The sequence below is a fragment of the Nonomuraea helvata genome (assembly GCF_039535785.1).
GTDB lineage: Bacteria > Actinomycetota > Actinomycetes > Streptosporangiales > Streptosporangiaceae > Nonomuraea > Nonomuraea helvata.
Window position 1 is genome coordinate 2,596,290 of sequence record NZ_BAAAXV010000001.1, and the last position, 22,396, is coordinate 2,618,685.

The window sequence follows — 22,396 nt, forward strand, 5'->3', positions numbered from 1 at the left end:
GGATTCTGGTCTGTGCCGCCCTGTTCATGCGGCGGCACTTCCTCGGCTTCCTGCTTCGTCGGGCTGCGCCACCGCGAGCGGTGGTCTTACCGGCCCTCCACAGGCGTTTAGTCTCTCCGCCCGTCCGGCGGCGAGAATGTTGATCGCGGCATTGACATCCCGATCATGGACGGTGCCGCACGGGCAGGACCATTCCCGCACGTTCAACGCCATCGTGGCGGCGAGCGTCCCGCAGGCCGAACAGAGCTTGGACGACGGGAAGAACCGGCCGACCTTGGCGAACTGCCTGCCATGGAGTTTTGCCTTGTACTCCAGCATGCGCACGAACGCCGACCAGCCCGCGTCATGCACGCTCTTGGCCAACCTCGTGCGCGCCAGCCCCTTCACCGCCAGGTCCTCCACAAATACCGCTTGATTCTCGCGGATGATCTTGATGGAGGTCTGGTGATGGAACTCACGGCGCGCATCAGCGACCTTCGCATGCTGGCGGGCCACCTTCACCCGGGCCTTGGCCCGATTCGATGATCCTTTCTCCTTACGCGACAACGCCTTCTGCAACTTCTTCAGTTTCTTCTCCGCCCGGCGCAGAAACCGCGGCGAGTCGATCTTCCGGCCGTCCGCCAGGACGGCGAAATGGCCGAGCCCGAGGTCGATCCCCGTCTCGGCGGGCGCGGCGGGCAGCGACTGCTCGCGCACCTCGACCACGAAACTGGCGAAATACCGGCCCGCCGCATCCTTGATGACGGTGACCGAGGACGGTGGCGCGGGCAGCGGGCGCGACCACCGCACCTTCACGTCCCCGATCTTCGGCAGGCGCAGCTTCCCGCAGGCGGTGACGGCGAAGCGGGCGTTCTTGGTGAACCGGATCGCCTGCCGACGGTCCTTGCGGGACCGGAACCGGGGCGGGGCCATCCTCGGCCCTTGGCGCTTGCCGGACAGCGAGGCGAAGAAGTTGCGGAACGCGGTGGTGCAGTCGGCGAGTGCCTGCTGCAGCACCACCGCCGACACCTCACCCAGCCAGGCCCGTCCAGGTGTCTGCTTGGCCTGCGTGATGACCCGGCGGGACAACTCGGCATCGGCAACGAACGGCAGACCAGCCTCGCGGGCGTGGTTGCGCAACGCGAGCGCGTCATTGAACACCACCCGCGCACACCCGAACGCCTTGGCCAACGCGATGCGCTGGGCGGGGGACGGGTCGATCCGGTAGGTGTACCGAAGCTGCACGAGGCCATTCTAGAGTTGGTTTATCGGCGACTACACCGATATCAGAACCGGCAGGCACTGCGTTTTCATGCTGCACGCGCATTTGGTTTTCATCACGAAATTTCGGCATCCGGTCTTCACCGGCACCCACCTGACCCGGCTGGAAGAGACCATGCGATCGGTCTGCGCCGACCTCGAAACCGAACTGGCCGAGTTCAACGGCGAGGCCACCCACGTCCACCTGCTGGTGAACTTCCCACCCAAGATCGCGCTGTCCAAGCTGGTCAACCGCCTCAAAGGCGTGTCCTCACACCGAACGCGGCAGGAGTTCCCCCAACTGAGCAAGTGGACGCCGACATGCCTGGCGGCGAACCGACTGTACTCACCCCGCTACGCGGTTCCCCGGATAAGAACGATCACTCCCCCCCCTACAGCCGCCACGTTTACACACCAGCCGTCTTGGCAGTGACGGGCTTCGCCGTAGCATGCAGGCTCACCCCAGCTGACATGCCTCATACGCGGTTCGCGTTCCTCGGTGCAGGGATTCGCCTCGGGCTTCCTTCTCACCCCGCCTCACGACGACGCAGTTGCCTCCGGCTCGGAGTTGGTTAGCACCACTCTCCCTCCAGGGGACTTTCACTCCCAAGCGATCGCCAATGCCGGGCGTGCACGCAAAAAGGGCCACCCTTCCGGGTGGCCCTCCTTGTTAAATATTGTGCGGCGGTGACCTACTCTCCCACACCCTCCCGAGTGCAGTACCATCGGCGCTGGGAAGCTTAACTTCCGGGTTCGGAATGTAACCGGGTGTTTCCTTCCCGCCATAACCGCCGCAACCCCTCGAGCAGCAACTGTTTGCTGTCTCAGAATTGCCTAGTGGACGCGAGCAAGAACGACTCGAAAAGTCTGCTTTGTGGTCAAGTCCTCGGCCTATTAGTACCGGTCAGCTCCACACGTTACCGTGCTTCCACCTCCGGCCTATCAACCCGGTCGTCTACCGGGAGCCTTACCCACTCTCGTGGTGGGAGACCTCATCTCAAGGCAAGCTTCCCGCTTAGATGCTTTCAGCGGTTATCCCTCCCGAACGTAGCCAACCAGCCGTGCACCTGGCGGTACAACTGGCACACCAGAGGTTCGTCCGTCCCGGTCCTCTCGTACTAGGGACAGCCCCTTTCAAGTCTCCTGCGCGCGCAGCGGATAGGGACCGAACTGTCTCGCGACGTTCTAAACCCAGCTCGCGTACCGCTTTAATGGGCGAACAGCCCAACCCTTGGGACCTACTCCAGCCCCAGGATGCGACGAGCCGACATCGAGGTGCCAAACCATCCCGTCGATATGGACTCTTGGGGAAGATCAGCCTGTTATCCCCGGGGTACCTTTTAGCCGTTGAGCGACACCGCTTCCACACGCCGATGCCGGATCACTAGTCCCAGCTTTCGCTCCTGCTCGACCCGTCAGTCTCACAGTCAAGCTCCCTTGTGCACTTACACTCAACACCTGATTGCCAACCAGGCTGAGGGAACCTTTGGGCGCCTCCGTTACTCTTTGGGAGGCAACCGCCCCAGTTAAACTACCCACCAGACACTGTCCCCGATCCGGATCACGGACCAGAGTTAGACATCCAAAACGACCAGAGTGGTATTTCACCAATGACTCCACCCGAACTAGCGTCCGAGCTTCCCAGTCTCCCACCTATCCTACACAAGCCGTTCCAAACACCAATGTCAAGCTGTAGTGAAGGTCCCGGGGTCTTTCCGTCCTGCTGCGCGAAACGAGCATCTTTACTCGTACTGCAATTTCACCGGGTCTGCGGTTGAGACAGCGGGGAAGTCGTTACGCCATTCGTGCAGGTCGGAACTTACCCGACAAGGAATTTCGCTACCTTAGGATGGTTATAGTTACCACCGCCGTTTACCGGCGCTTAAGTTCTCACCTTCGCGTGATCACTCACACTAAGCGGTCCCCTTAACGTTCCGGCACCGGGCAGGCGTCAGTCCGTATACATCGTCTTACGACTTCGCACGGACCTGTGTTTTTAGTAAACAGTCGCTTCCCCCTGGCCACTGCGACCCCCACCAGCTCCGAGTGCAAAACTCATCACCAGCAGAGGTCCCCCTTCTCCCGAAGTTACGGGGGCAATTTGCCGAGTTCCTTAACCACAGTTCACCCGATCGCCTTGGTATTCTCTACCTGACCACCTGAGTCGGTTTAGGGTACGGGCCGCCACAACACTCACTAGAGGCTTTTCTCGGCAGCATAGGATCATCCACTTCGCCACAATTGGCTCGGCATCACATCTCAGGCATAAAGAACGCGGATTTGCCTACGTTCCGCCCTACATGCTTACCCCAGGACAACCATCGCCTGGGCTGGACTACCTTCCTGCGTCACCCCATCGCTTACCTACTACCCGATCGGTTCGAGCGTTCACTCTGACCCCAAGCCCGAAGGCTCAAGCGAGTTAAGGACTCTTAGCATCACGAGGTTCAGTATGGGCGCATTGAAGCGGGTACGGGAATATCAACCCGTTGTCCATCGACTACGCCTGTCGGCCTCGCCTTAGGTCCCGACTTACCCTGGGCGGATTAGCCTGCCCCAGGAACCCTTGGTCATCCGGCGCGAGGGTTTCTCACCCTCGATTCGCTACTCATGCCTGCATTCTCACTCGCACAGCTTCCACAACTAGATCACTCTGCTGCTTCACCAGCTGCACGACGCTCCCCTACCCACCAACAGCTCATAGCTGTCAGTGCCACGACTTCGGCGGTGTACTTGAGCCCCGCTACATTGTCGGCGCAGAATCACTTGACCAGTGAGCTATTACGCACTCTTTCAAGGGTGGCTGCTTCTAAGCCAACCTCCTGGTTGTCTCTGCGACTCCACATCCTTTCCCACTTAGCACACGCTTAGGGGCCTTAGTCGGTGATCTGGGCTGTTTCCCTCTCGACTACGAACCTTATCGCCCGCAGTCTCACTGCCACGCTCTCACTTACCGGCATTCGGAGTTTGGCTGACGTCAGTAACCTTGTCGGGCCCATTAGCCATCCAGTGCTCTACCTCCGGCAAGAAACACGCGACGCTGCACCTAAATGCATTTCGGGGAGAACCAGCTATCACGGAGTTTGATTGGCCTTTCACCCCTACACACAGATCATCCCCCAGGTTTTCAACCCTGGTGGGTTCGGTCCTCCACCCAGTCTTACCTGAGCTTCAACCTGCCCATGCGTAGATCACTCCGCTTCGGGTCTACAGCATGCGACTCAAACGCCCTATTCAGACTCGCTTTCGCTACGGCTCCCCCACACGGGTTAACCTCGCCACACACCATAACTCGCAGGCTCATTCTTCAAAAGGCACGCAGTCACATCACACAACAGCAAGCTGCTGTAAGCTCCTACGGCTTGTAGGCACACGGTTTCAGGTACTATTTCACGACCCCTCACCGGGGCACTTTTCACCTTTCCCTCACGGTACTCGTGCACTATCGGTCATCAGGGAGTATTTAGGCTTACCAGGTGGTCCTGGCAGATTCACACAGGATTTCTCGAGCCCCGTGCTACTTGGGATCCCCTCCAGCAGTCGACAAGGTTTCGCCTACCCGGCTCTCACGGTCTACGGCAGCCCTTCCCAGAGCTTTCAACTACCCCATCGATTTATCACTGCTTGCAGTTCCGGCAGAAACCACCAGAAGGTCCCACGACCCCGGACATGCAACGCCTGCCGGCTATCACACACGCCCGGTTTAGCCTCATCCGCTTTCGCTCACCACTACTCACGGAATCACATATTGTTTTCTCTTCCTACGGGTACTGAGATGTTTCACTTCCCCGCGTTACCACCAACCGCCCTATACATTCAGGCGGAGGCAACACCACATGACTGGTGCTAGGTTTCCCCATTCGGACATCCCCGGATCAACGTCTGGTTGGCGACTCCCCGAGGCTTAACGCAGCCTCCCACGTCCTTCATCGGCTCCTGATGCCAAGGCATCCACCGTGTGCCCTAAAAAACTTGGCCACAAAGATGCTCGCGTCCACTATGCAAATCTCAAACAACAAACAGCAACCGCATCCACAACTCCGAAAAGCTGCTTCAGCGGCCCTGTCATCCAAGAAGAACCAGGCACGCATGCCCGTTCCTTCAGGACCCAACAGTGTGTTCAGACCCGAACCAAAACCCCGCAACCACGTTCCCACTCCCTTACGGGCGGTACTAGCGGCCCGGCAACCCGGTCCGACTGACTAGCCAGTGCTCCACTAGTGAGCTGTCGCCCCACCGATCGTGCGCCGGTGACGGGCGAGTGTGCTCCTTAGAAAGGAGGTGATCCAGCCGCACCTTCCGGTACGGCTACCTTGTTACGACTTCGTCCCAATCGCCAGCCCCACCTTCGACCGCTCCCCCCCTTACGGGTTGGGCCACGGGCTTCGGGTGTTGCCGACTTTCGTGACGTGACGGGCGGTGTGTACAAGGCCCGGGAACGTATTCACCGCAGCATTGCTGATCTGCGATTACTAGCGACTCCGACTTCATGGGGTCGAGTTGCAGACCCCAATCCGAACTGAGACCGGCTTTTAGGGATTCGCTCCACCTCACGGTATCGCAACCCTCTGTACCGGCCATTGTAGCATGTTTGCAGCCCAAGACATAAGGGGCATGATGACTTGACGTCATCCCCACCTTCCTCCGAGTTGACCCCGGCAGTCCCCCATGAGTCCCCACCACCCCGAAGGGCGTGCTGGCAACATGGAGCAAGGGTTGCGCTCGTTGCGGGACTTAACCCAACATCTCACGACACGAGCTGACGACAGCCATGCACCACCTGTCACCCAGTCCGAAGAGGGCCCCATCTCTGGAGCTTTCCGGGTGATGTCAAACCTTGGTAAGGTTCTTCGCGTTGCGTCGAATTAAGCAACATGCTCCGCCGCTTGTGCGGGCCCCCGTCAATTCCTTTGAGTTTTAGCCTTGCGGCCGTACTCCCCAGGCGGGGCGCTTAATGCGTTAGCTCCGGCACGGAGATCGTGGAAGACCCCCACACCTAGCGCCCAACGTTTACAGCGTGGACTACCAGGGTATCTAATCCTGTTCGCTCCCCACGCTTTCGCTCCTCAGCGTCAGGTAAGGCCCAGCAAGCCGCCTTCGCCACCGGTGTTCCTCCTGATATCTGCGCATTTCACCGCTACACCAGGAATTCCACTTGCCCCTACCTACCTCTAGCCGGCCCGTATCCACCGCAGACCCGCAGTTAAGCTGCGGGCTTTCACGGCAGACGCGACCAGCCACCTACGAGCTCTTTACGCCCAATAATTCCGGACAACGCTTGCGCCCTACGTATTACCGCGGCTGCTGGCACGTAGTTAGCCGGCGCTTCTTCTGCAGGTACACGTCAACTTCGTCCCTGCTGAAAGAGGTTTACAACCCGAAGGCCGTCATCCCCCACGCGGCGTCGCTGCGTCAGGCTTCCGCCCATTGCGCAATATTCCCCACTGCTGCCTCCCGTAGGAGTCTGGGCCGTGTCTCAGTCCCAGTGTGGCCGGTCGCCCTCTCAGGCCGGCTACCCGTCGTCGCCTTGGTAGGCCACTACCCCACCAACAAGCTGATAGGCCGCGAGCCCATCCCCAACCGAAAAACTTTCCACCACCACCCGATGCCAGGGGCGGTCATATCCGGTATTAGACCCAGTTTCCCGGGCTTATCCCAGAGTCAGGGGCAGGTTGCTCACGTGTTACTCACCCGTTCGCCGCTCGAGTACCCCGAAGGGCCTTTCCGCTCGACTTGCATGTGTTAAGCACGCCGCCAGCGTTCGTCCTGAGCCAGGATCAAACTCTCCAAACAATGTCTCGTCTGGATTGTGAATCCAAGCAATAACCGTCAATCATGACGGGGTCATGCATGTGTATCTCATGCACTGGCTTTTAACACACTGTTGAGTTCTCAAGAAACGGACGCGTACATCCTCACTCGAGCCGTTCAGGCTTTTCGCTCGGAGGCGTTCATTTCGTTGTGTCTTAATTCTTTCAGCCGTTCAAGTCCCTGTCAAATTGACCCGACTTGCTCGACCTGCTGGAATTAATCCGCGCCCCGCTTCCGGGACAACCCCTCTAACTTACCAGCCCATCCGGAGTGATACGAACATCAACCGGAGTGGAGGTGTCTGGAGGTTGTCCCCGAGTGAGATCGGCGATCATCGCCGTCCTCGCGGGACTGGTGAACTCTATGTACGCCTCCGGGAACCGTCAAATCGATGGTTCGCGCGCGAAGCGGGGGTACGTACCGGGGGTGCGAGATCAACCCGCGCCCAGGGCGCTCATCATCCTGGTGGGCATCGCCGCCGCGATGGTCGTCCTCTATGGCATCCGCGAGGTGGCGTCGATCGCCGGCCCCGTCGTGCTGGCCCTCGTGCTGGTCATCGCCGTCTCCCCAGTACGCGGGTGGCTCGCCGCCAGGCGCGCGCCCATCTGGCTCCAGGTCGCCGTGCCGTTCCTCATTGTCGTGCTCGTGCTCCTCGGGATGGTCGGCATCCTGACCATCTCGGCCACCCAGCTCGCCTCGCTGCTGCCCACATACGCCCCCCAGTTCGACCGCCTCCTCACCGACGCGCAGCACTGGGCCACCACGCACGGCCTCAGCAACGAAATGATCAATAGGGGGCTGCGGTCGTTCGACCCCGGAAAGATCGTGGAATTGGCGCAGAGTCTGCTCGGCAGTCTGATCGGCATTCTCTCCGCGATGTTCCTCATCGTCGTGCTGTTGCTGGCAATGTGTCTCGACGCGCCGGTGACCGCGAAAATTCTCACCTCCGGCGTGGGCAGAAGGCCGCGGCTGGTGACGGCCCTGGGCATCTTCACGCACAAAACGCGGCGCTATCTGATTGTCTCGACCGTGTTCGGGCTGATTTACGCGGTGCTCGACGTGATCGCCCTGTCGCTGCTGGACGTGCCGCTCCCGCTGCTCTGGGGCGTGCTCGCGCTGATCGCCAACTACATCCCCAACATCGGCTTCCTCATCGGCCTGCTGCCGCCCGCCATGCTCGCCCTGCTGGACGGCGGCGTGCAGAAAATGCTGCTCGTCATCGCCGCGTACACGATCACCAATGTCGTCACCCAGTCGTTCATTCTCCCGAAATTCCTGGGGGACGCCGTGGGGCTCTCCACGACCATGACGTTCATCTCGCTGATCGTGTGGACTTTCGTCCTGGGACCGCTGGGGGCCGTGCTCGCCATTCCGCTCAGTCTGCTGGCGCGGGCGCTGTTCATCGACAGCGATCCGAGCGCCGGGTGGGCGCAGGCGCTGGTGTCGGGGAAGCTACCCGGAGGGTGAGACGAGGTGGCGCATGGACACCCCGCTCAGCCTCTTGACGTCGTGAGACAGGTGCGCCTGGTCGGCGTAGCCGGCCGCGACCGCCACCTCTGCCAGCGGGACGCCCGCGCGGGCCAGGGCCAGTGCGCGCTGGAAGCGGACGATGCGCTGGAGGGTCTTGGGCGCGTAGCCGAACGACGTCAGGCTGCGGCGATGCAGCTGGCGCTCGCTGAAACCCAGGTCCCACGCCACCTCCGCGACCGTGCGGCCGTTACGGAGAGCGCCGGCGATGGCGGAGCTCGCGGGATCGACGGATGTCCCCTGGGCCAGGCGAGCTCTGACCGCGACCCGCAGCGCGTCGAGCCGCCGCGAAGGACCGGCGTCCGGGACGTGCAGCGGCGGAAGGTCGGACAGCCTGACGTGCGGGGACGGGAGGCCGGACAGCCTGACGTGCAGGGACGGGAGGTCGGACAGCCGGACGCGCTGGTCGCGGAGCTCCTGGAGCGGGAGGCCGAAGAAGTCGCCCGCCGCGCCTGGCTTGAACCGGATGCCCACGAACGTGTCGCCGGGAACCAGGTGTGTCGGCATGGGGCCCGTGTCAGGCCCGGCCACGAACAGGCCCTCCGGCCCCCAGATCAGGTCGACGCACGCGTCGGGCACCACGAGCTGCGTGGTGTCCGCCTCGCTGACCAGGCGCCACTCGCAGGCGACGCGATCGGCGACGTCGGCGCCGGGGGGCCGTTCGACGTACATGCCCCCAACGTACGCGACCTCACCGACAGAACCCGGGCAGCCTCCCGTACGCGCGCAGCGTCTTGAGCCTCTGCACGGTGACGTACCCGCCCCATTCGTGCTCCACCAGCGGCGTCCACATCAGCCAGTTCCCGCTCCATCCCCCGTCATCGGACTGCGCGGCGATCAGGGCGTCGAGGTGGGTGTCCAGAACGTCCTGGGTGAACAGCGGCAGCCGCAGCGGCTCGGACGCGAAATCCGTCGGGAAGTGGGCGTGCCCCGGCGCGCCGGGGTCGAAGGCGACGGTCGCGAGGACGGCCTCGCGCAGTCGCGCGAACTCCGCCTCCGCACGGGCACGGTCCGGCACCAGGTCCAGGAACGTCACCACGGCCCTGGCCTCGTACTCGCCGGTCTCCTTGATCGCGGCGATCCGCGACCAGCAGAAGTCGGTGGCGGCGGCCAGCCAGGGATGCGTGCTGCCGTGCTTGTGCAGCAGCCCCGCGATCGACGCGGTGGGGATGAGGCTCCCGGGAGGCGAGTCGGGGGTCTCCCACCAGGGCGCGTGCGGAGTGTCGCGGACGGACGGCAGGACGAACGGCACGCCGCCGTCGGGCGCGCTGACCTCGGCCAGGTAGTCGCAGGCGGCGGAGACCATCGGCGAGTCGAACGCGTCGAGCTCGTCCAGGATCCAGAACGCCACCTCGACGGGCTCCGGCTGGCTGCCCGCCCCGCGCAGGTCGGGCTCCAGCGCGTTGCCGAAGCCGCCGTCGGCGTTCTGGTAGCAGCGCAACACGTCGAGCACCCGCTCGCGCGGCCCGTCCTTGAAGAGCGCCTCGAAACGCAGCCTGTCGAGCAGGCGCCCATGGAGCTGCAGATATTTCTCCGCGCGGTCGATCACGTCCATGCGGGCGAACCTATCCCTTGCCCCGGGCGGTTCTCTTGTCAGAATCGGACGTATGGAGCAGCAGCGGCGGTGGGACGGGGACGAGCGGTTCGTCGGCGTGAGCGACGCGGCGGCGATGCTGCCGGCCGTGCGGCGGCTCGACGAGATGATGCGCACAGAGGGGTGGGTCACCGAGGAGCCCGCGGCACATCTCCTCCCCCACCTGCGGCGCGTGCCCGGCTGGGAGGTGCTGGGCGAACGGCTGCTCGACGACGGCTTCTACGAGGTGCGGGCCCGTCCGGAGGAGGGGCTGGAGGGCATCGACGTGCAGCGGGCCGTGATCAGGCTGCTGTCGGTGATCGCCGAGCCCTCCTTCCTGGTAAGTCAGACGGGCGGCAACGTGTACGAGTGCGTGACCGGCGTGCTGCCCGACGACCATCCGCGGATCTTCAAGTCGCACGGGCACCTCATCCGGGTCATCGTGACCGGGGAGTAGCCGGCGCTTCCGTAGAGAGCACGTCAGAACACTCACTTCACGAAGAACACCGGCCCGCGCGGCCGGAACGGCAGTGAGGCGCCCTGCGGCACCAGGAACGCGTGCTCCCTGCGGATGTGCAGCACGTCACACGCGCCGTCGGTGATCACCAGGATGGGGCCGTCCGGCGGGAAGTCGTCGGCCTGCTCGAGCAGCCTGACGCCCGGCTGGAGCACCGTGCCGCCGCGGCCGCGCACCCTGACCTTGCCCGCGATCTCCTCGACCGGCAGGTATCCGGCGTCGTAGGCGGCGGCGTCGCAGAAGACCACACGGGCGCGCGGGACGTCGCGGGCGGCGGCGTAGGAGGCGATCGCGCCGAGCGCCTTGCCGAGCAGCGTCACGTCCATGGACCCCGAGGTGTCCAGCACGACACCGAACGTGGCCTTGCGCACGACCTCCTCGGGCCGCACCCAGCCGGGCCGCGGGATGCCGGGGCTCGACGCCTGCCTGCGCGAGGCGCGGGCGTAGGAGCGCCGCTTCTCCTCGGGCTGGAAGTGCTCGTCGAACCAGCGGGCGAGCCGGGCGTCCCAGGGCAGCGGCGGCTGGTCGAGCGCGCGGATCTCCTGCTCGAGCCCGGCGGGCAGCAGGCCGCGGCCGCTGCTCTGGTGGTAGGCCAGGCCGGTGCAGAGCGCGTTGCGGTAGTACTCGTCGAGATCGACGTATCCGCCGATGCGGCGGGGCGGCTGGTCGAGCACGTCGCCGAGCCCGCGCCCGCGCAGGGTGGCGAGCTTGCGCAGGCGGCGCAGGTCGGTGGCGATGCGGTCGTAGACCGCCTCCGCCGACATGCCGCCGAGCGACTGGTCGTACAGCAGCCCTTCCGGCATCTCGCCGACGCCCATCTCGATCAGCCACCCGTTGATGACGTAGTCACAGGCGATGTTCCACAGGTACGGCTCTCTCATGCCGCACCGCTCGCCGTGGCGCAACGCGGCGTGCAGCATCTCGTGGGCCAGCACGAAACGCCATTCGGGCTCGGAGTGCCGGGCGAGCGGATTGATGTAGATCTCCCCCGCCTCGGCGCTGACCGCGGCGATCGAGATGGACCAGCCCCTGGCCAGCTCGGCGTCAGAGACGATCTTCATGCCCGCGGCCAGCGCGCCGAGCAGCGGGTACGACGACGTGAACCAGCGCAGCGCCAGATCCCAGGGCCCCTTGACGTGCCCTTCAACGGGGGTGCGGGGCTCGCCGGCCCGGTCGAGCGCGCTGGTGGCCGCCTCGGCGATGCCGATCGCGAACGTGCGCTGGAAGTCGAGGTCCTCCGCCAGCTTCGCCGAGCCGATGCGGAAGTCGGGCTCACCCGATGGCTTGACCGGGGGCGGCACGCCGAGCCTGCGCCAGCGCTCCGACAGCGCCACCTCGTCCTGTTCGGGCAGCTCGTCGGGCAGCGGCCAGGGGCAGCGCCCGATCTTGAGTGTGCGCAGGAACCGCTCCACGGCCAGGCAGCAGGCCGCGTGGTAGGCAGGTTCGGGGCGGTCGCCGTCGATGTCCTTCGGCGCGCAGGCGCGCGGGTCGGCGTGGCCGAAGCCGAGGTGGAGCAGCAGATGGGCGAAGACCCACGTCCATTCGTCGGCCGGGGCGCGGCGCTTGGGGTGGAAGCGCACGTCGCCGTCGTCGGTGACGACGGCCCAGGTGTCGCTCCCCAGCTCGTCCTGCTCGGCCTCCAGGAGGTAGCTGTGGAAGACGCGGAAGAGCGGGTGACGGAGTACGGCGTTCCAGCCGTTGTGGATCTCCGCCCGCCAGGGATCGACCTTGGCCTTGGCGCGTCTCATGACCGGGCCGCCATCAGCCTGGGCACGTCCCTCCCGACCTCCACCAGGAACCAGGTGGGCAGGGCGGGCGCGCCGTCGGCGTTGTTGGCGATGACCAGCTGGGCGCATTCGAGGGAGATCTCGGCCAGCTCCACCAGCAGCGTCTTCGCCCGGAAGCCCAGGTCGCGACCGCGGTCGGAGGATCCGCGCTTGTCCGCGGGCAGTTCCTTGATCAGGCGGGCGCGGAACGCCTCGGCCAGGAAGTAGAGCAGGTCGCGTTCCTCGGGCCTGCGCGGCCAGGGGGCCTCGCCCTTCAGCACGGCCTCCAGGTCGTACGCGTGCCGCACGGTCTTGACGTAGGCGCGAAAGGCGGAGGCGTGCGTGGCGGTCAGTGTGCCGAACGCCAGCATGGCGATCGTCTCGTCGGTCACGTCGTCGCCGCACGACAGCAGCACGTCGGACAGCATGTGCCAGGCCCGCGGCGAGGAGAACGGCTCCTCGGTCTTCGGTGGCGGGCTCCACAGGTGGTCGGGCCGCTGGACCAGGTAGTCGACGATCCACGGGTGGATGCCGTTGGCGGCGGCCCACTTCAGCCAGTCGTCCGCCGAGGCCCGCAGGTGCACGTGGACCAGCCGGTTGAGCAGCGCGGACGCCATCGGGCGGGCGAGGGCGTTGTCGGTGGCGCGGTTGCCCGCGCCGATCACCACCGAGCCGGCGGGCAGCTCGTACGTGCCGATCCTGCGGTCGAGGATCAGCGAGTAGAACGCCTTCTGTACCTCGGGCGCGGAGGCGTTGAGCTCGTCGAGGAACAGGCAGTACGGCTCCGCGCGCGCGATCGACTCGGGCGGCGCGAACCGGCTGCGCCCGTTGACCAGCTCGGGCACGCCGATCAGGTCTTCAGGGGCGAGCTGGGTGCCGAGCAGCGTCACGCACTCCAGTCCGAGTGAGTCGGCGAACTCGCGTACGAGCGAGCTCTTGCCGATGCCGGGGGCGCCCCAGAGGAACACGGGCCGGACCACGGCGACGTGCAGCAGCAGCTCGGGGAGCTGCGCCGGGGTGACCGTGACCGTCGCCTGCACGTATTCCAGGGTGGCGAACCAGGCCCCGTCCGCGCATCACATTTAATTGCGTTGCCCGGATGAACTGCCGCTGCCTACTGTGACCGGCATGACATGCATGTTCACCTGCCAGGTTTTCATCCGCATCCGCCACGGCCGGGCTCTGGCCCGCTAGCGGACGCGACCATCTGATCCCAGGCTGATCCGCGCGTCCGCAGGCGTGCCCAGGGCCCTTCGAGACCTGTCAATCTCGAGGACCCGAAAGGGCAAGTGCTGTGGCGCAGAATTTCGCGCACGGAAACTATTCACATACTCAGCGCAAAGCCAGGAACACCGGCGGCCGCACGCCCATGGACCGGGCGCGGCGCACGCTCTCGCAGAATTTCCTGGCCGACCGGCATGCCGTCGATCTGATGGTGAAGGCCGCCGCCCCCGAAGGGCTCGTGCTGGAGCCCGGCGCGGGCCAGGGGGTGCTCACCTTCGCGCTGGCCGAGGCGGGTGCGAAGGTCGTCGCCTATGAGATCGACCCGAGGCTCGCCGTACGGCTGGCCGCCCGCACGAGCGGCGATCCCAGGATCGACGTGGTCAGGGGCGACTTCACGACCGCGCGGGCGCCGCGGGAGCCATTCGCGGTCGTGGGCAACATCCCGTACTCGGTCACGTCGAAGATCGTGGACTGGTGCCTGCGGGCGCCCGCGCTGACCTCGGCGACGCTGCTCACCCAGCGGGAGTACGCCCGCAAGCGCACCGGCGACTACGGCCGCTGGAGCCTGGTCACGGTCGAGTCGTGGCCGTGGTTCAGCTGGCGGCTCGGCGACACGATCGGCAGGGAGGCCTTCCGGCCCGTCCCGTCCGTGGACTCGGCGATCCTGCGCATCCAGCGCAGGCCGGACCCTCTCCTTCCCCGTGAGGGGCTTGAAGAGCCCCGAACAGCGGAGCGAAGCGGAGCCATGAGCTCGCGGCGTTCCTACCTGGAGCTGGTCGAGCTGGGCTTCGGCGGTGTCGGCGGCTCGGTGCGCGCCTCGCTGAAGACGCGCTACCAGGGGGTGGACGCCGCACTGGAGGCAGCGGGCGTCGCCCGTGACACCGTCGTGGGCCACGTCCACCCCGACCAGTGGATCACCTTGTGGGGACGCCTATGCCGGTGACGTGATCCGGGCCGGCTCCGAACGGCCGGCGAGGGGAGCCAGTCCTGGGGCCGCGGTCGCCATGCGGCGGCCCCAGGGCATGGCCAGCAAGAGGACGGGCAGCAGCACGATCGACGCCCGCGACCAGTCCTGGTGCAGGTACCACCAGGTGTTGACGTCGAACTGGGTCATGTAGAGATAGCCGTATCCGGCCCAGATCGACACGCCCACGATGGCCGGCCAGGCGAACCTGGTCGGCCTGGCGATCAGGAACGGCATGAACCACATCAGGTACTGGGCGCCCAGCCGCGGCGTCACCACCATGAAGATCAGCAGGATGGCGATGGTCATGTCGATCGGGTCGGCTCGCCGCCAGACGAGGATCGCCCCGATGACGCACGCGTAGATGAGGTTCGTGCCGAGGGAGGCCAGCGCCGGGATCAGCGCCCAGTCGCCGCCGGTGAACCACGGCGTCCAGCCCCACTCGCCGATGATCGGCCGGATGTCCCGGATCGTGTTGATGACCGCGGGGATCTGGTCGAGGGACGTGCCCGCGAAGATCGGCAGCGTGACCAGGAAGAACAGCGGCAGGAGTCCGGTGGTGAACAGCGCCGCGACCCTGGAGCGCAGGTTGGGCAGGAGCAGGAGCATGCCGGGGATCAGCCAGATCGGCCAGCTCTTCGCGCACAGCGCGAGGCCCATCAGGACGCCGGCCAGGGCGCCCCGCTTGAGGTCGGCCCGGTCCTCAGGCCCCGGCAGCAGGGCGCGGTGCAGCATGCCGCCCCGGCCGATCACGCGCGGGATCGAGGAGCGCACGCCGTACGCGGCCACGCCCGCCCGCACCTTGGCGACCACGTCCGTCACGACGCCGGGACGCTCCAGCGGGCCGGAGCCGCGGGCGACCACGAACGCGGCCACGCCGAACACGAGCGCGACCGGCTCCACCTGGCCATGGATGCAGGCGATCATCACGGCGAGCGGGTTGAGCGCGTACTGCAGGGCCCGCAGCGACGCCTTGGGACCGCCGGCCAGCTTGGCCACCAGCGGGATCAGCACGATGTCGGCGACCACGGTGACCAGGCGCCCGGCGAACTCCCACGGGATGCCGAGCCACAGCAGGATGCCGTACACGTACGGGATGGTCGGCAGGAAGTGCCAGCCGCCCTCGCTGGCCAGCACCGGGTCCTGGCCGCGCAGCACGGCCTCTCCCGCGGGCTTGAAGCTCTCCATGAAGTCGACCGGCTGCCACGAGTCGATCGCCGACGTGTACATGATCAGCAGGCGGACGGCCACGCCTACGAGGACGGCGACAATGAGCGGTGGCCGCCAATCGCGCCATTGGGCGATGAGAGCGAGCACGACACCGGCGACGAGGACTATCCCCGTGAGAACTGCGTAATCCATGGCGGCCTCTAGCCTGCCGTAACAGCGGCAGTGCTTGCCACCAGGGCTTCCAATTCTTATCCCCGACATGCCGATACGTATGGCGATAGAGGCTCACTGTCTGTGTTGAACTTTTTCCATGGGGGGATCGCAGGTCAACCAGGCACTGGTCAGGCTCTATTTCGAGGTGAGGGATGCGACGCGGGACCCGGTCGCCACCTGGGCGAAACTCACAGCGAATTCACAGCAATATCGCGCGGCGCGGGGCGAGCGGCGGGTGCCGCTCGACGACGCCACGGTGGCCGAACTGGTGGCCGCGGCGATGATGCACACGGCCGCCCAGCACGGGGCGGACCGGGTGGCGGCGCTGGCCACCTCGCCGCTGGCGCGGCTGGTCGGCGGGCTCGGCGGCGCGGTGCTGACCGAGCACCCGTGCGCGCCCGAGCAGGTGCTGGGGCCGCGGTTCGCCGGCCCGGGCGCCGACGACTGGGCGCGGGCGGCGTACGTGCTGCAGTGGGGGGAGAACAACCGGCTGGTACGCACGCCGGACACGCCCTGGGTGATCGCCGGGCGGTACAAGGGACAGAAGGTGGTCGCGGTGGGCACGCATCCCACGCGGCTGTCCGACGAGACGCTGGTCGTGCGCCCCGGCACGGACGGGGCGCTGGCGATGGCCATGGGGCACGTGCTGCTCAAGGAGTTCTACCTGGACAGGACGCCGTTCGCCGAGCACGCCATGGAACGCACCGATCTGCCGTTCCTCGTGCGGCTGCGGGAGCGCGAGGAGGCGTACGTGCCGGGCGGGCTGCTGGGGAGCGGCTGTGACCGGCTGAGCGTGTACGGCGGCGAGGCGGTGGAGGTGCTGCTGCCGCGCTTCGACGACGGACCCGGCGTGCTGCGCCGCGGCGTGCCCGTGCTGCGGGAGGGCGAGGAGCTGGTGACGACCGTGTTCGACCTGCTGCTGGCCGTCTACGGCGTGTCGCGCCCCGGGCTGCCCGGCGTGTGGCCGTCCGGGTACGCCGACCGGGCCGAGCCGTACACGCCGGCCTGGCAGGAGGCGTGCACCGGGGTGGCCGCGTCGCGGACGCTGAAGATCGCGCGCGAGCTGGGCGTGACGGCGGAGAAGACGGGAGGGCGCTGCCTGATCGTGCCGGGGCGGCTGGAGACGCCGCACGCCGACACCGCCTACCGGGCGATGGTGGCGCTGCTGGTGCTCACCGGGTGCGGCGGCGGGTGGGCGCAGAAAAGCGGGGCGGGGATCCCGCTGGTGCCGTACCTGTGCCTGCACGCGTGCGGCGAGGACCTGTCGGACGTGGGCGCGCTGAGCTGGGCGCTGGCCGAGGGGCTGTTCGCGCGGAGGACGTCGCGCTCGGTGCTGCTGGAGGCGGTGCGCGACGGCTGGCCGATGGCGCCGCCGCCGCGCGTGCTGGCCCTGCCGCGGCCGATCTACCCGCTGCCGCCCGACGTGGACCTGCTCATCGGGCCCGACGACCACTGCGACCTGTCGGCGCCGGAGGCGGAGCTGGTGGCGGACGCGGTCGAGAAGCTCTCCGGGCGCCGGCCCGCCGCCGAGACCGTCAGCGGTCCCGGCGGGGGGCGGATGCGGCTGCTGGTGGACCACGCCTGGATGCACGAGTACGGCGAGGCGCTGCCGACCTACCGGCCGCCGGGCCTCGGCGTCCCGCTCAAGCCCACGCAGCTCGTCCTGTGACCTGCGGCCCGCCCCCGGTGCGGACACGGGCCGCCGAGCGGGTCAGAATCCGGCGGTGATCCTGGTGAACTCCCAGTCGGCCTGGGAGATGCCGCTGCAGTTGGAGACCACGCCGCCGCCGGGGCAGGGGCGGTCACGGTTGACGGCCCAGTAGGCGAGCCTGGTCAGGCCGTGCGACTTGGCCCAGTCGCGGATCTGCGTCCAGGTGGACGGGTTGGTCAGCTCCTGCTGGTCGGACAGGCCGTTCATGCCCGAGATGCCCATGTGCGCGTACGCCTGGGCGTCGCTCCACCCGAAGGCGCTCTTGAGCGCGTTCTTCAGGCCCTCGGAGGCGTTGGCCGTGTCCTGGTACATGTTCGAGCCGCCGAAGTCGAACGGCATGATCGTGTAGTTGTCGATCGGCACGCCGAGCGCCTTGGACTGGTTGATGAGCCGCACGCCGGGCGCGGTGGGGCCGGTCTTGGAGGTGCCGAAGGTGACGACGACCTTGACGTTCGGGTTGTTCTGCTTGACGATCTTGAGGCCGTTCAGGATGCGGTCCTGGACGGTGTAGTTCTCGAACTCGTCGCTGTTCTCGATGTCGAAGTCCACGACGGCCGGGCCGACGGCGTTGATGACCTGCTGCACCGCGCCCGCGAACGCCTGCGGCGTCGAGCAGTTGGGGCCGAGCTTGTTGCCCGACCAGCCGCCGAAGGAGACCTGGACGCTGCCGCCCTTCGACTTGACCGTGTTGATGGCCTGCTGGTCGGCGCCGCCGGTCAGCGGCCGGTTGCCGTCCCAGGACGGGCTGCAGCCGCCGCCGGACAGGATGAACGCCATCGTGAACGACTTGACGCCGGTCGCGTCCATGACGGTGCCCGGGTTGGGCGGGTTGCCCCAGCCCATGTAGAGGTACGGGGCGCCGGCCATCTTGCCCCCTCCGCCGCTGGAGCAGCCGCTGGTGGTCGCGGTGGCGTCGCGGCCGGACGACTCACCAGCCGAGTTGTACGCCTTCACCGTGTACGTGTGCGTCGTGCACGTGCCGAGCCCCGAGATGGTCGCGCTGGTGCCGGTGACCTGGGCCCGCTGCGTCGAGCCCTCGTACACGCGGTAGCCGGTCACGGTGCCGGACGAGGAGCCCCAGCTCAGCGAGATGCTGGAGCTGGTCACGGACGTGCTGACCGCGCCGGGCTGGCCGGGGGCGCCGGGGTTGCCGCCGCCCGAGCCGGGCTTCCAGAGGGCCGGCACGTTGGGCGGCTCCCAGCCGGGCTGCGAAGTGTGGGCCTGGATGCAGACGTAGTCGACGCCGTTGTAGGTGACGACCTGGCCGATGGTGTACGCGGTCCACGGGGCCCAGGCGGCGGCCATCTGCTGTACGGCTCCGTACGCGGCGGGTGCGACGGCCGTGAATCCGGCGCCGGTCAGCGCGAGGGCCAGCCCGGCGAGTAATGCGAGGAATTTGCTGCGAAATTTCATGGCATTCCCTGGAGGTGGGGCTTGACGGTCTTGGAGAAGGACCAGTTGGTGCTCGCGTCCCAGTTGATGGACCAGGTCATCGCGCCCCTGATGTCCGGGTAGGCGCGCGGTGGCACGAAGGTCCCGCAGCTGGTGCGCTTGGCCAGGCAGTCGAGCGCCTGGTTGACGAGGGAGGGCGAGACGACGCCGCCGCCCGCGGCGCCCGGCCCGGCCGGCAGGCCCAGCGCCACCTGGTCGGGGCGCAGGCCGTTCTCGAGCTGGATGCAGGCGAGGGCGGTCATGAAGTTCACCGAGCCCTGGGTGTACGCCTGTGCCTGGTCGCAGCCGAGCATGGAGCCGGAGTTGTAGTACTGCGTGTGGACGACCGTGAGGATGTCCTTGATGCTCAGGGCGAGCTTGAAGTACTCCATCCCGGTCGACTGCATGTCGATGGTCTGGGGCGCCATCGTGATGATCAGCCCGGAGCCGGCCTTGGCGCGCAGCGACCTGAGCGCCTGGGCCATGTAGGTGGCGTTGAGGCCGTTCTCCAGGTCGATGTCCACGCCGTCGAAGCCGTAGGCCCGCATCAGCGCGTACACGGAGTCGGCGAATCTCGTCGCGCCGGCCGCGTCGGCGACCTGCACCCGGCCGGCCTCGCCGCCGACGGACAGGATGACCTTCTTGCCCCGCTGGTGCAGGGCCTGCACGTCGGCCTTGAACTGGGCGTCGGTGTACCCGCCGACCGCCGCGGCCAGCCCGGGGTCGAGCGCGAAGGCGACCTCGCCCGCCGTGGCGGTGGCCTCGCCGAACGCGATCGCGACCAGGTCGTACTCGTCGGGCACGGCCGACAGCTTGAGCTCGGCGGCGGCGTTCGCGAAATTGTGCCAGTAGCCGGTGAGGATGTGCTTCGGCAGGCTGCCACCGCCGCCGGTGCAGCCGGTGGTGGTCGCGGTGGCGTCGCGCCCGGCCGACTCACCCACCGAGTTGTACGCCTTGACGGTGTAGGTGTGGCTCTCGCAGGAGCCGAGGCCGCCGATCGTGGCCGTGGTGCCCGTGACCGTGGCCTTGACAACGCTCCCCTCGTAGACGCGGTAACCGGTCACCGTCCCGGAGGACGCCCCCCACGTGAGGGTGATGGCGCTCGCGGTCGCGGTGGCCGAGACGGTGCCCGGCGCGCCGGGCGCCCCGGTCGAGGAGCCGCCGCACGGGGCGCCGTTCAGCGTGCAGCCGGTGATGCCGGGGAAGTTGCCGGGGCTGCCGTTGAAGCCGAAGCTCGCGCTGGCCCCGGCCGCGAGCGGGGGCGCCCAGCTCGGGTTGGTGAAGGTGTAGTGCTGCCCGCTCCGCGACATGACCGCGTCCCACGCGGAGGGGATGGAGTAGCCGGCGGGGACGTCGAACTGGACGTTCCAGCCGGTCATGGCCGTGGTGGTGCCGTTGGTGACGGTGACCTTGCCCTCGAAGCCGGAGCCCCAGTCGGAGACCTTGACGAACGTCGCGGTGGCCCCGGATGCGAGGGGGGCGGCCTGGGCGGGGAGGGCGTACAGGCTGAGTGCGAGGGTGGAGAGGGCCAGGAGGATCGCGCGAGGTCTCACGAGTTCTTCCTTCGGGGGTGAGGTGCCGTACGTCTTGCGCCGGGGGGTGAGAGCGCAAGCCGTACGGCACCGGCAAGGAGAGGCTGGCTCGGAACCGGTGAACTTATAGGAAACTTTCCTAAGTATTTGGCGCGATCGTAGCCTTGACACCGAAGGCTTACAAGACCCAAACATGACTCCGCCGTACAAGACACAGGATCTTGTACGGCGGAGCGGCGGTGCGGTCTACGGTTGCTGGGTGATCCTGACGTCGTCCACGCCCGCCTCCACCAGGGAGGCCCCTGAGGCGTCAGCGGCGTCGACGAGGATGCGGACCGTCTGGCCCGCAGACGCTATCAGGCTGAAGGCTGCCAGCAGGTGGCTGTTCGACGCCTCACCCGGTCCTCCTCAGGCGCTCGCCGCCTGACCCGAGAGTCAACTGTGCAGGACAGAAATCCTGGGCTTGCGCCTCACGTTCCGGTCTGGCTGACCGACTCGGGACGCACTGATCCCACTTTCCACGGCGGGGTCGTTGGGCATGTTGACGAATACCCACGCCGTCCTGGCGCGTCTGGCGACGTTGAGGGCGGCGATATGGTCGGCGGGTCCAGCGAAGCCGCACGACCTGCAGATGAAGGCGTCCCGGGTGGGACGGTTCTTACGCTCGGTATGCCCACACCAGGAGTTTGGGCAGGTTTGGGAGGTGTAGGCCGGGTCCACCTCCAGGTAGGGGACGCCAACGCGGCGGGCCTTGTAGGCCAGGAAGGCGCCGAGCTGGTGGAACGGCCAAGTCGAGAGCGTGGCCCGCTGGGAAGGCCAAAGCCGTACCCGGTCGCGGATCCCCGCCAGTTCCTCAACGGCGATGCCGCGTCCGGTGCGTTGCGCATCGGTCACGATCTCTTTGGCTATCTGGTGATTGGTGTGCGTGGCATGCCGGGCCTCCTGCCGGGCCCGCCGCTTCAGCTTCCGCTTGGCGGACTTGGTGCCTCTGGCCTGCAACTCGGCCCGGATGCGGGCCATCCGCCGCCGGTAATGCGACAACTTCTGCCCGCTGTAGTTGGTCCCGTCCGAGGTGGTGGCCAGGTTGACGATGCCCCGGTCCACCCCCAGCCACCCCTGCGGGGCGGCGTTCATCGGCGCTTCGGGGATCTCGCAGGTGGCCGACAACAACCACGTCCCGTCCCGGAAGATCAGATCACTCTCGCCTCTGCGGTGCAGGGCGAGCATCTTGAACTGCTCCGGTGATGCGGTGAAGGCGATGTTCTTCAGGCGGCCCCGGACCGTCCAGATGGACACGGTGCGGGCGTCGATCTGCCAGGACAGGCACCGGTCATCGAACGGCTGAGCGGCTTGGGGACGGAAGGCGATCGGCTTGGACTCCGCCTTACGGCGGCGCTTGGAACGCGGGCCGCCCAGGCGCCCATTGCGGATCAGGCCGCGCAGGGCGGTGTAGGCGTCGGCGACCTTTTTGATGACGTGCTGGGCGGGCTGAGCCGACAGACCGGCCGCCTTCAATTCTCCGTACAGGTGCCTACGCAGCCGGTAGTTGCCGAACACCCCCATCTCGTGGGCCAGGCGTGAGACCTGATTAGCGGCATGGTTGCACGCACGCAAGGTCGCCTCCAACGCCTCCGCCTGCTCAGGCGTTGGCAAAAGCTTCACGTGCACCACAAGCCTCACAGTCGAACACTTTATCGTGTGATGCACGTCACTGCAAT

Annotated in this window: 14 protein-coding genes and 3 rRNA genes; 5 read left to right on the top strand and 12 right to left on the bottom strand. The window is 66.6% G+C overall.

Annotated elements, in window-relative coordinates; all coding sequences use genetic code 11:
* Positions 1-24: 24 nt before the first annotated feature.
* A complete protein-coding gene (locus ABD830_RS11995; protein WP_344986740.1) occupies positions 25-1,224 on the bottom strand; it encodes an RNA-guided endonuclease InsQ/TnpB family protein in 1,200 nt (399 codons plus the stop codon).
* 22 nt (positions 1,225-1,246) lie between these two features.
* Here ABD830_RS11995 and tnpA point away from each other — a divergent pair, with 22 nt between their 5' ends.
* Positions 1,247-1,672 (top strand): IS200/IS605 family transposase, encoded by a 426-nt coding sequence (tnpA, locus tag ABD830_RS12000; RefSeq protein WP_378521091.1) that lies wholly within the window; start codon positions 1,247-1,249, stop codon positions 1,670-1,672.
* Positions 1,673-1,918: 246 nt separating this feature from the next.
* Here the strand turns inward: tnpA and rrf are convergent.
* From rrf to ABD830_RS12015, 3 genes are all read right to left on the bottom strand, one after another.
* Positions 1,919-2,035 (bottom strand): 5S ribosomal RNA (gene rrf, locus ABD830_RS12005).
* Positions 2,036-2,113: 78 nt separating this feature from the next.
* A 23S ribosomal RNA gene (locus ABD830_RS12010) occupies positions 2,114-5,217 on the bottom strand.
* Positions 5,218-5,513: 296 nt separating this feature from the next.
* Positions 5,514-7,032, bottom strand: a 16S ribosomal RNA gene (locus tag ABD830_RS12015).
* Together the 16S, 23S and 5S rRNA genes form the textbook arrangement of a ribosomal RNA operon.
* Positions 7,033-7,476: 444 nt before the next feature.
* Here ABD830_RS12015 and ABD830_RS12020 point away from each other — a divergent pair.
* Positions 7,477-8,517 (top strand): AI-2E family transporter, encoded by a 1,041-nt coding sequence (locus tag ABD830_RS12020; RefSeq protein ID WP_344986741.1) that lies wholly within the window; start codon positions 7,477-7,479, stop codon positions 8,515-8,517.
* Here the strand turns inward: ABD830_RS12020 and ABD830_RS12025 are convergent.
* The gene (locus ABD830_RS12025; protein ID WP_344986742.1) at positions 8,503-9,249 is read right to left on the bottom strand and encodes a DUF6597 domain-containing transcriptional factor; all 747 of its coding nucleotides are present in this window, start codon (positions 9,247-9,249) and stop codon (positions 8,503-8,505) included. The genes ABD830_RS12020 and ABD830_RS12025 overlap by 15 nt on opposite strands.
* A 19-nt stretch (positions 9,250-9,268) precedes the next feature.
* Positions 9,269-10,132: a hypothetical protein gene (locus ABD830_RS12030; protein ID WP_344986743.1), complete on the bottom strand. Its 864-nt coding sequence runs from the start codon at positions 10,130-10,132 to the stop codon at positions 9,269-9,271.
* Between the two features lie 52 nt (positions 10,133-10,184).
* Here ABD830_RS12030 and ABD830_RS12035 point away from each other — a divergent pair, with 52 nt between their 5' ends.
* A complete protein-coding gene (locus ABD830_RS12035; protein WP_344986744.1) occupies positions 10,185-10,607 on the top strand; it encodes a hypothetical protein in 423 nt (140 codons plus the stop codon).
* Positions 10,608-10,639: 32 nt separating this feature from the next.
* On the opposite strand, the gene ABD830_RS12040 is transcribed toward ABD830_RS12035, so the two are convergent.
* Both ABD830_RS12040 and ABD830_RS12045 read right to left on the bottom strand, forming a co-directional pair.
* On the bottom strand, positions 10,640-12,415 hold the full coding sequence (locus ABD830_RS12040; protein ID WP_344986745.1) for a vWA domain-containing protein: 1,776 nt from the start codon (positions 12,413-12,415) through the stop codon (positions 10,640-10,642).
* Positions 12,412-13,473 (bottom strand): AAA family ATPase, encoded by a 1,062-nt coding sequence (locus ABD830_RS12045; protein ID WP_344986746.1) that lies wholly within the window; start codon positions 13,471-13,473, stop codon positions 12,412-12,414. Before ABD830_RS12045 ends, ABD830_RS12040 begins: the two co-directional genes overlap by 4 nt.
* Before the next feature lie 329 nt (positions 13,474-13,802).
* Here ABD830_RS12045 and erm point away from each other — a divergent pair, with 329 nt between their 5' ends.
* Positions 13,803-14,600, top strand: coding sequence for an ErmE/ErmH/ErmO/ErmR family 23S rRNA (adenine(2058)-N(6))-methyltransferase (gene erm / locus ABD830_RS12050; RefSeq protein ID WP_378520955.1), 798 nt, complete (start codon positions 13,803-13,805; stop codon positions 14,598-14,600).
* Here erm and ABD830_RS12055 read toward each other — a convergent pair.
* Positions 14,589-15,983 (bottom strand): hypothetical protein, encoded by a 1,395-nt coding sequence (locus ABD830_RS12055; protein WP_344986748.1) that lies wholly within the window; start codon positions 15,981-15,983, stop codon positions 14,589-14,591. The genes erm and ABD830_RS12055 overlap by 12 nt on opposite strands.
* Positions 15,984-16,101: 118 nt before the next feature.
* Here ABD830_RS12055 and ABD830_RS12060 point away from each other — a divergent pair, with 118 nt between their 5' ends.
* A complete protein-coding gene (locus ABD830_RS12060) occupies positions 16,102-17,673 on the top strand; it encodes a molybdopterin-dependent oxidoreductase (RefSeq protein ID WP_344986749.1) in 1,572 nt (523 codons plus the stop codon).
* 42 nt (positions 17,674-17,715) lie between these two features.
* On the opposite strand, the gene ABD830_RS12065 is transcribed toward ABD830_RS12060, so the two are convergent.
* The 3 genes from ABD830_RS12065 to ABD830_RS12075 all read right to left on the bottom strand — a co-directional run bounded on the left by ABD830_RS12065 (position 17,716) and on the right by ABD830_RS12075 (position 22,358).
* Positions 17,716-19,128: a carbohydrate-binding protein gene (locus tag ABD830_RS12065; protein WP_344986750.1), complete on the bottom strand. Its 1,413-nt coding sequence runs from the start codon at positions 19,126-19,128 to the stop codon at positions 17,716-17,718.
* A complete protein-coding gene (locus ABD830_RS12070) occupies positions 19,125-20,699 on the bottom strand; it encodes a chitinase (RefSeq protein ID WP_344986751.1) in 1,575 nt (524 codons plus the stop codon). The genes ABD830_RS12065 and ABD830_RS12070 overlap by 4 nt, the downstream gene beginning before the upstream one ends.
* A 414-nt stretch (positions 20,700-21,113) precedes the next feature.
* The gene (locus tag ABD830_RS12075) at positions 21,114-22,358 is read right to left on the bottom strand and encodes an RNA-guided endonuclease InsQ/TnpB family protein (RefSeq protein ID WP_344986752.1); all 1,245 of its coding nucleotides are present in this window, start codon (positions 22,356-22,358) and stop codon (positions 21,114-21,116) included.
* Positions 22,359-22,396 lie beyond the last annotated feature (38 nt).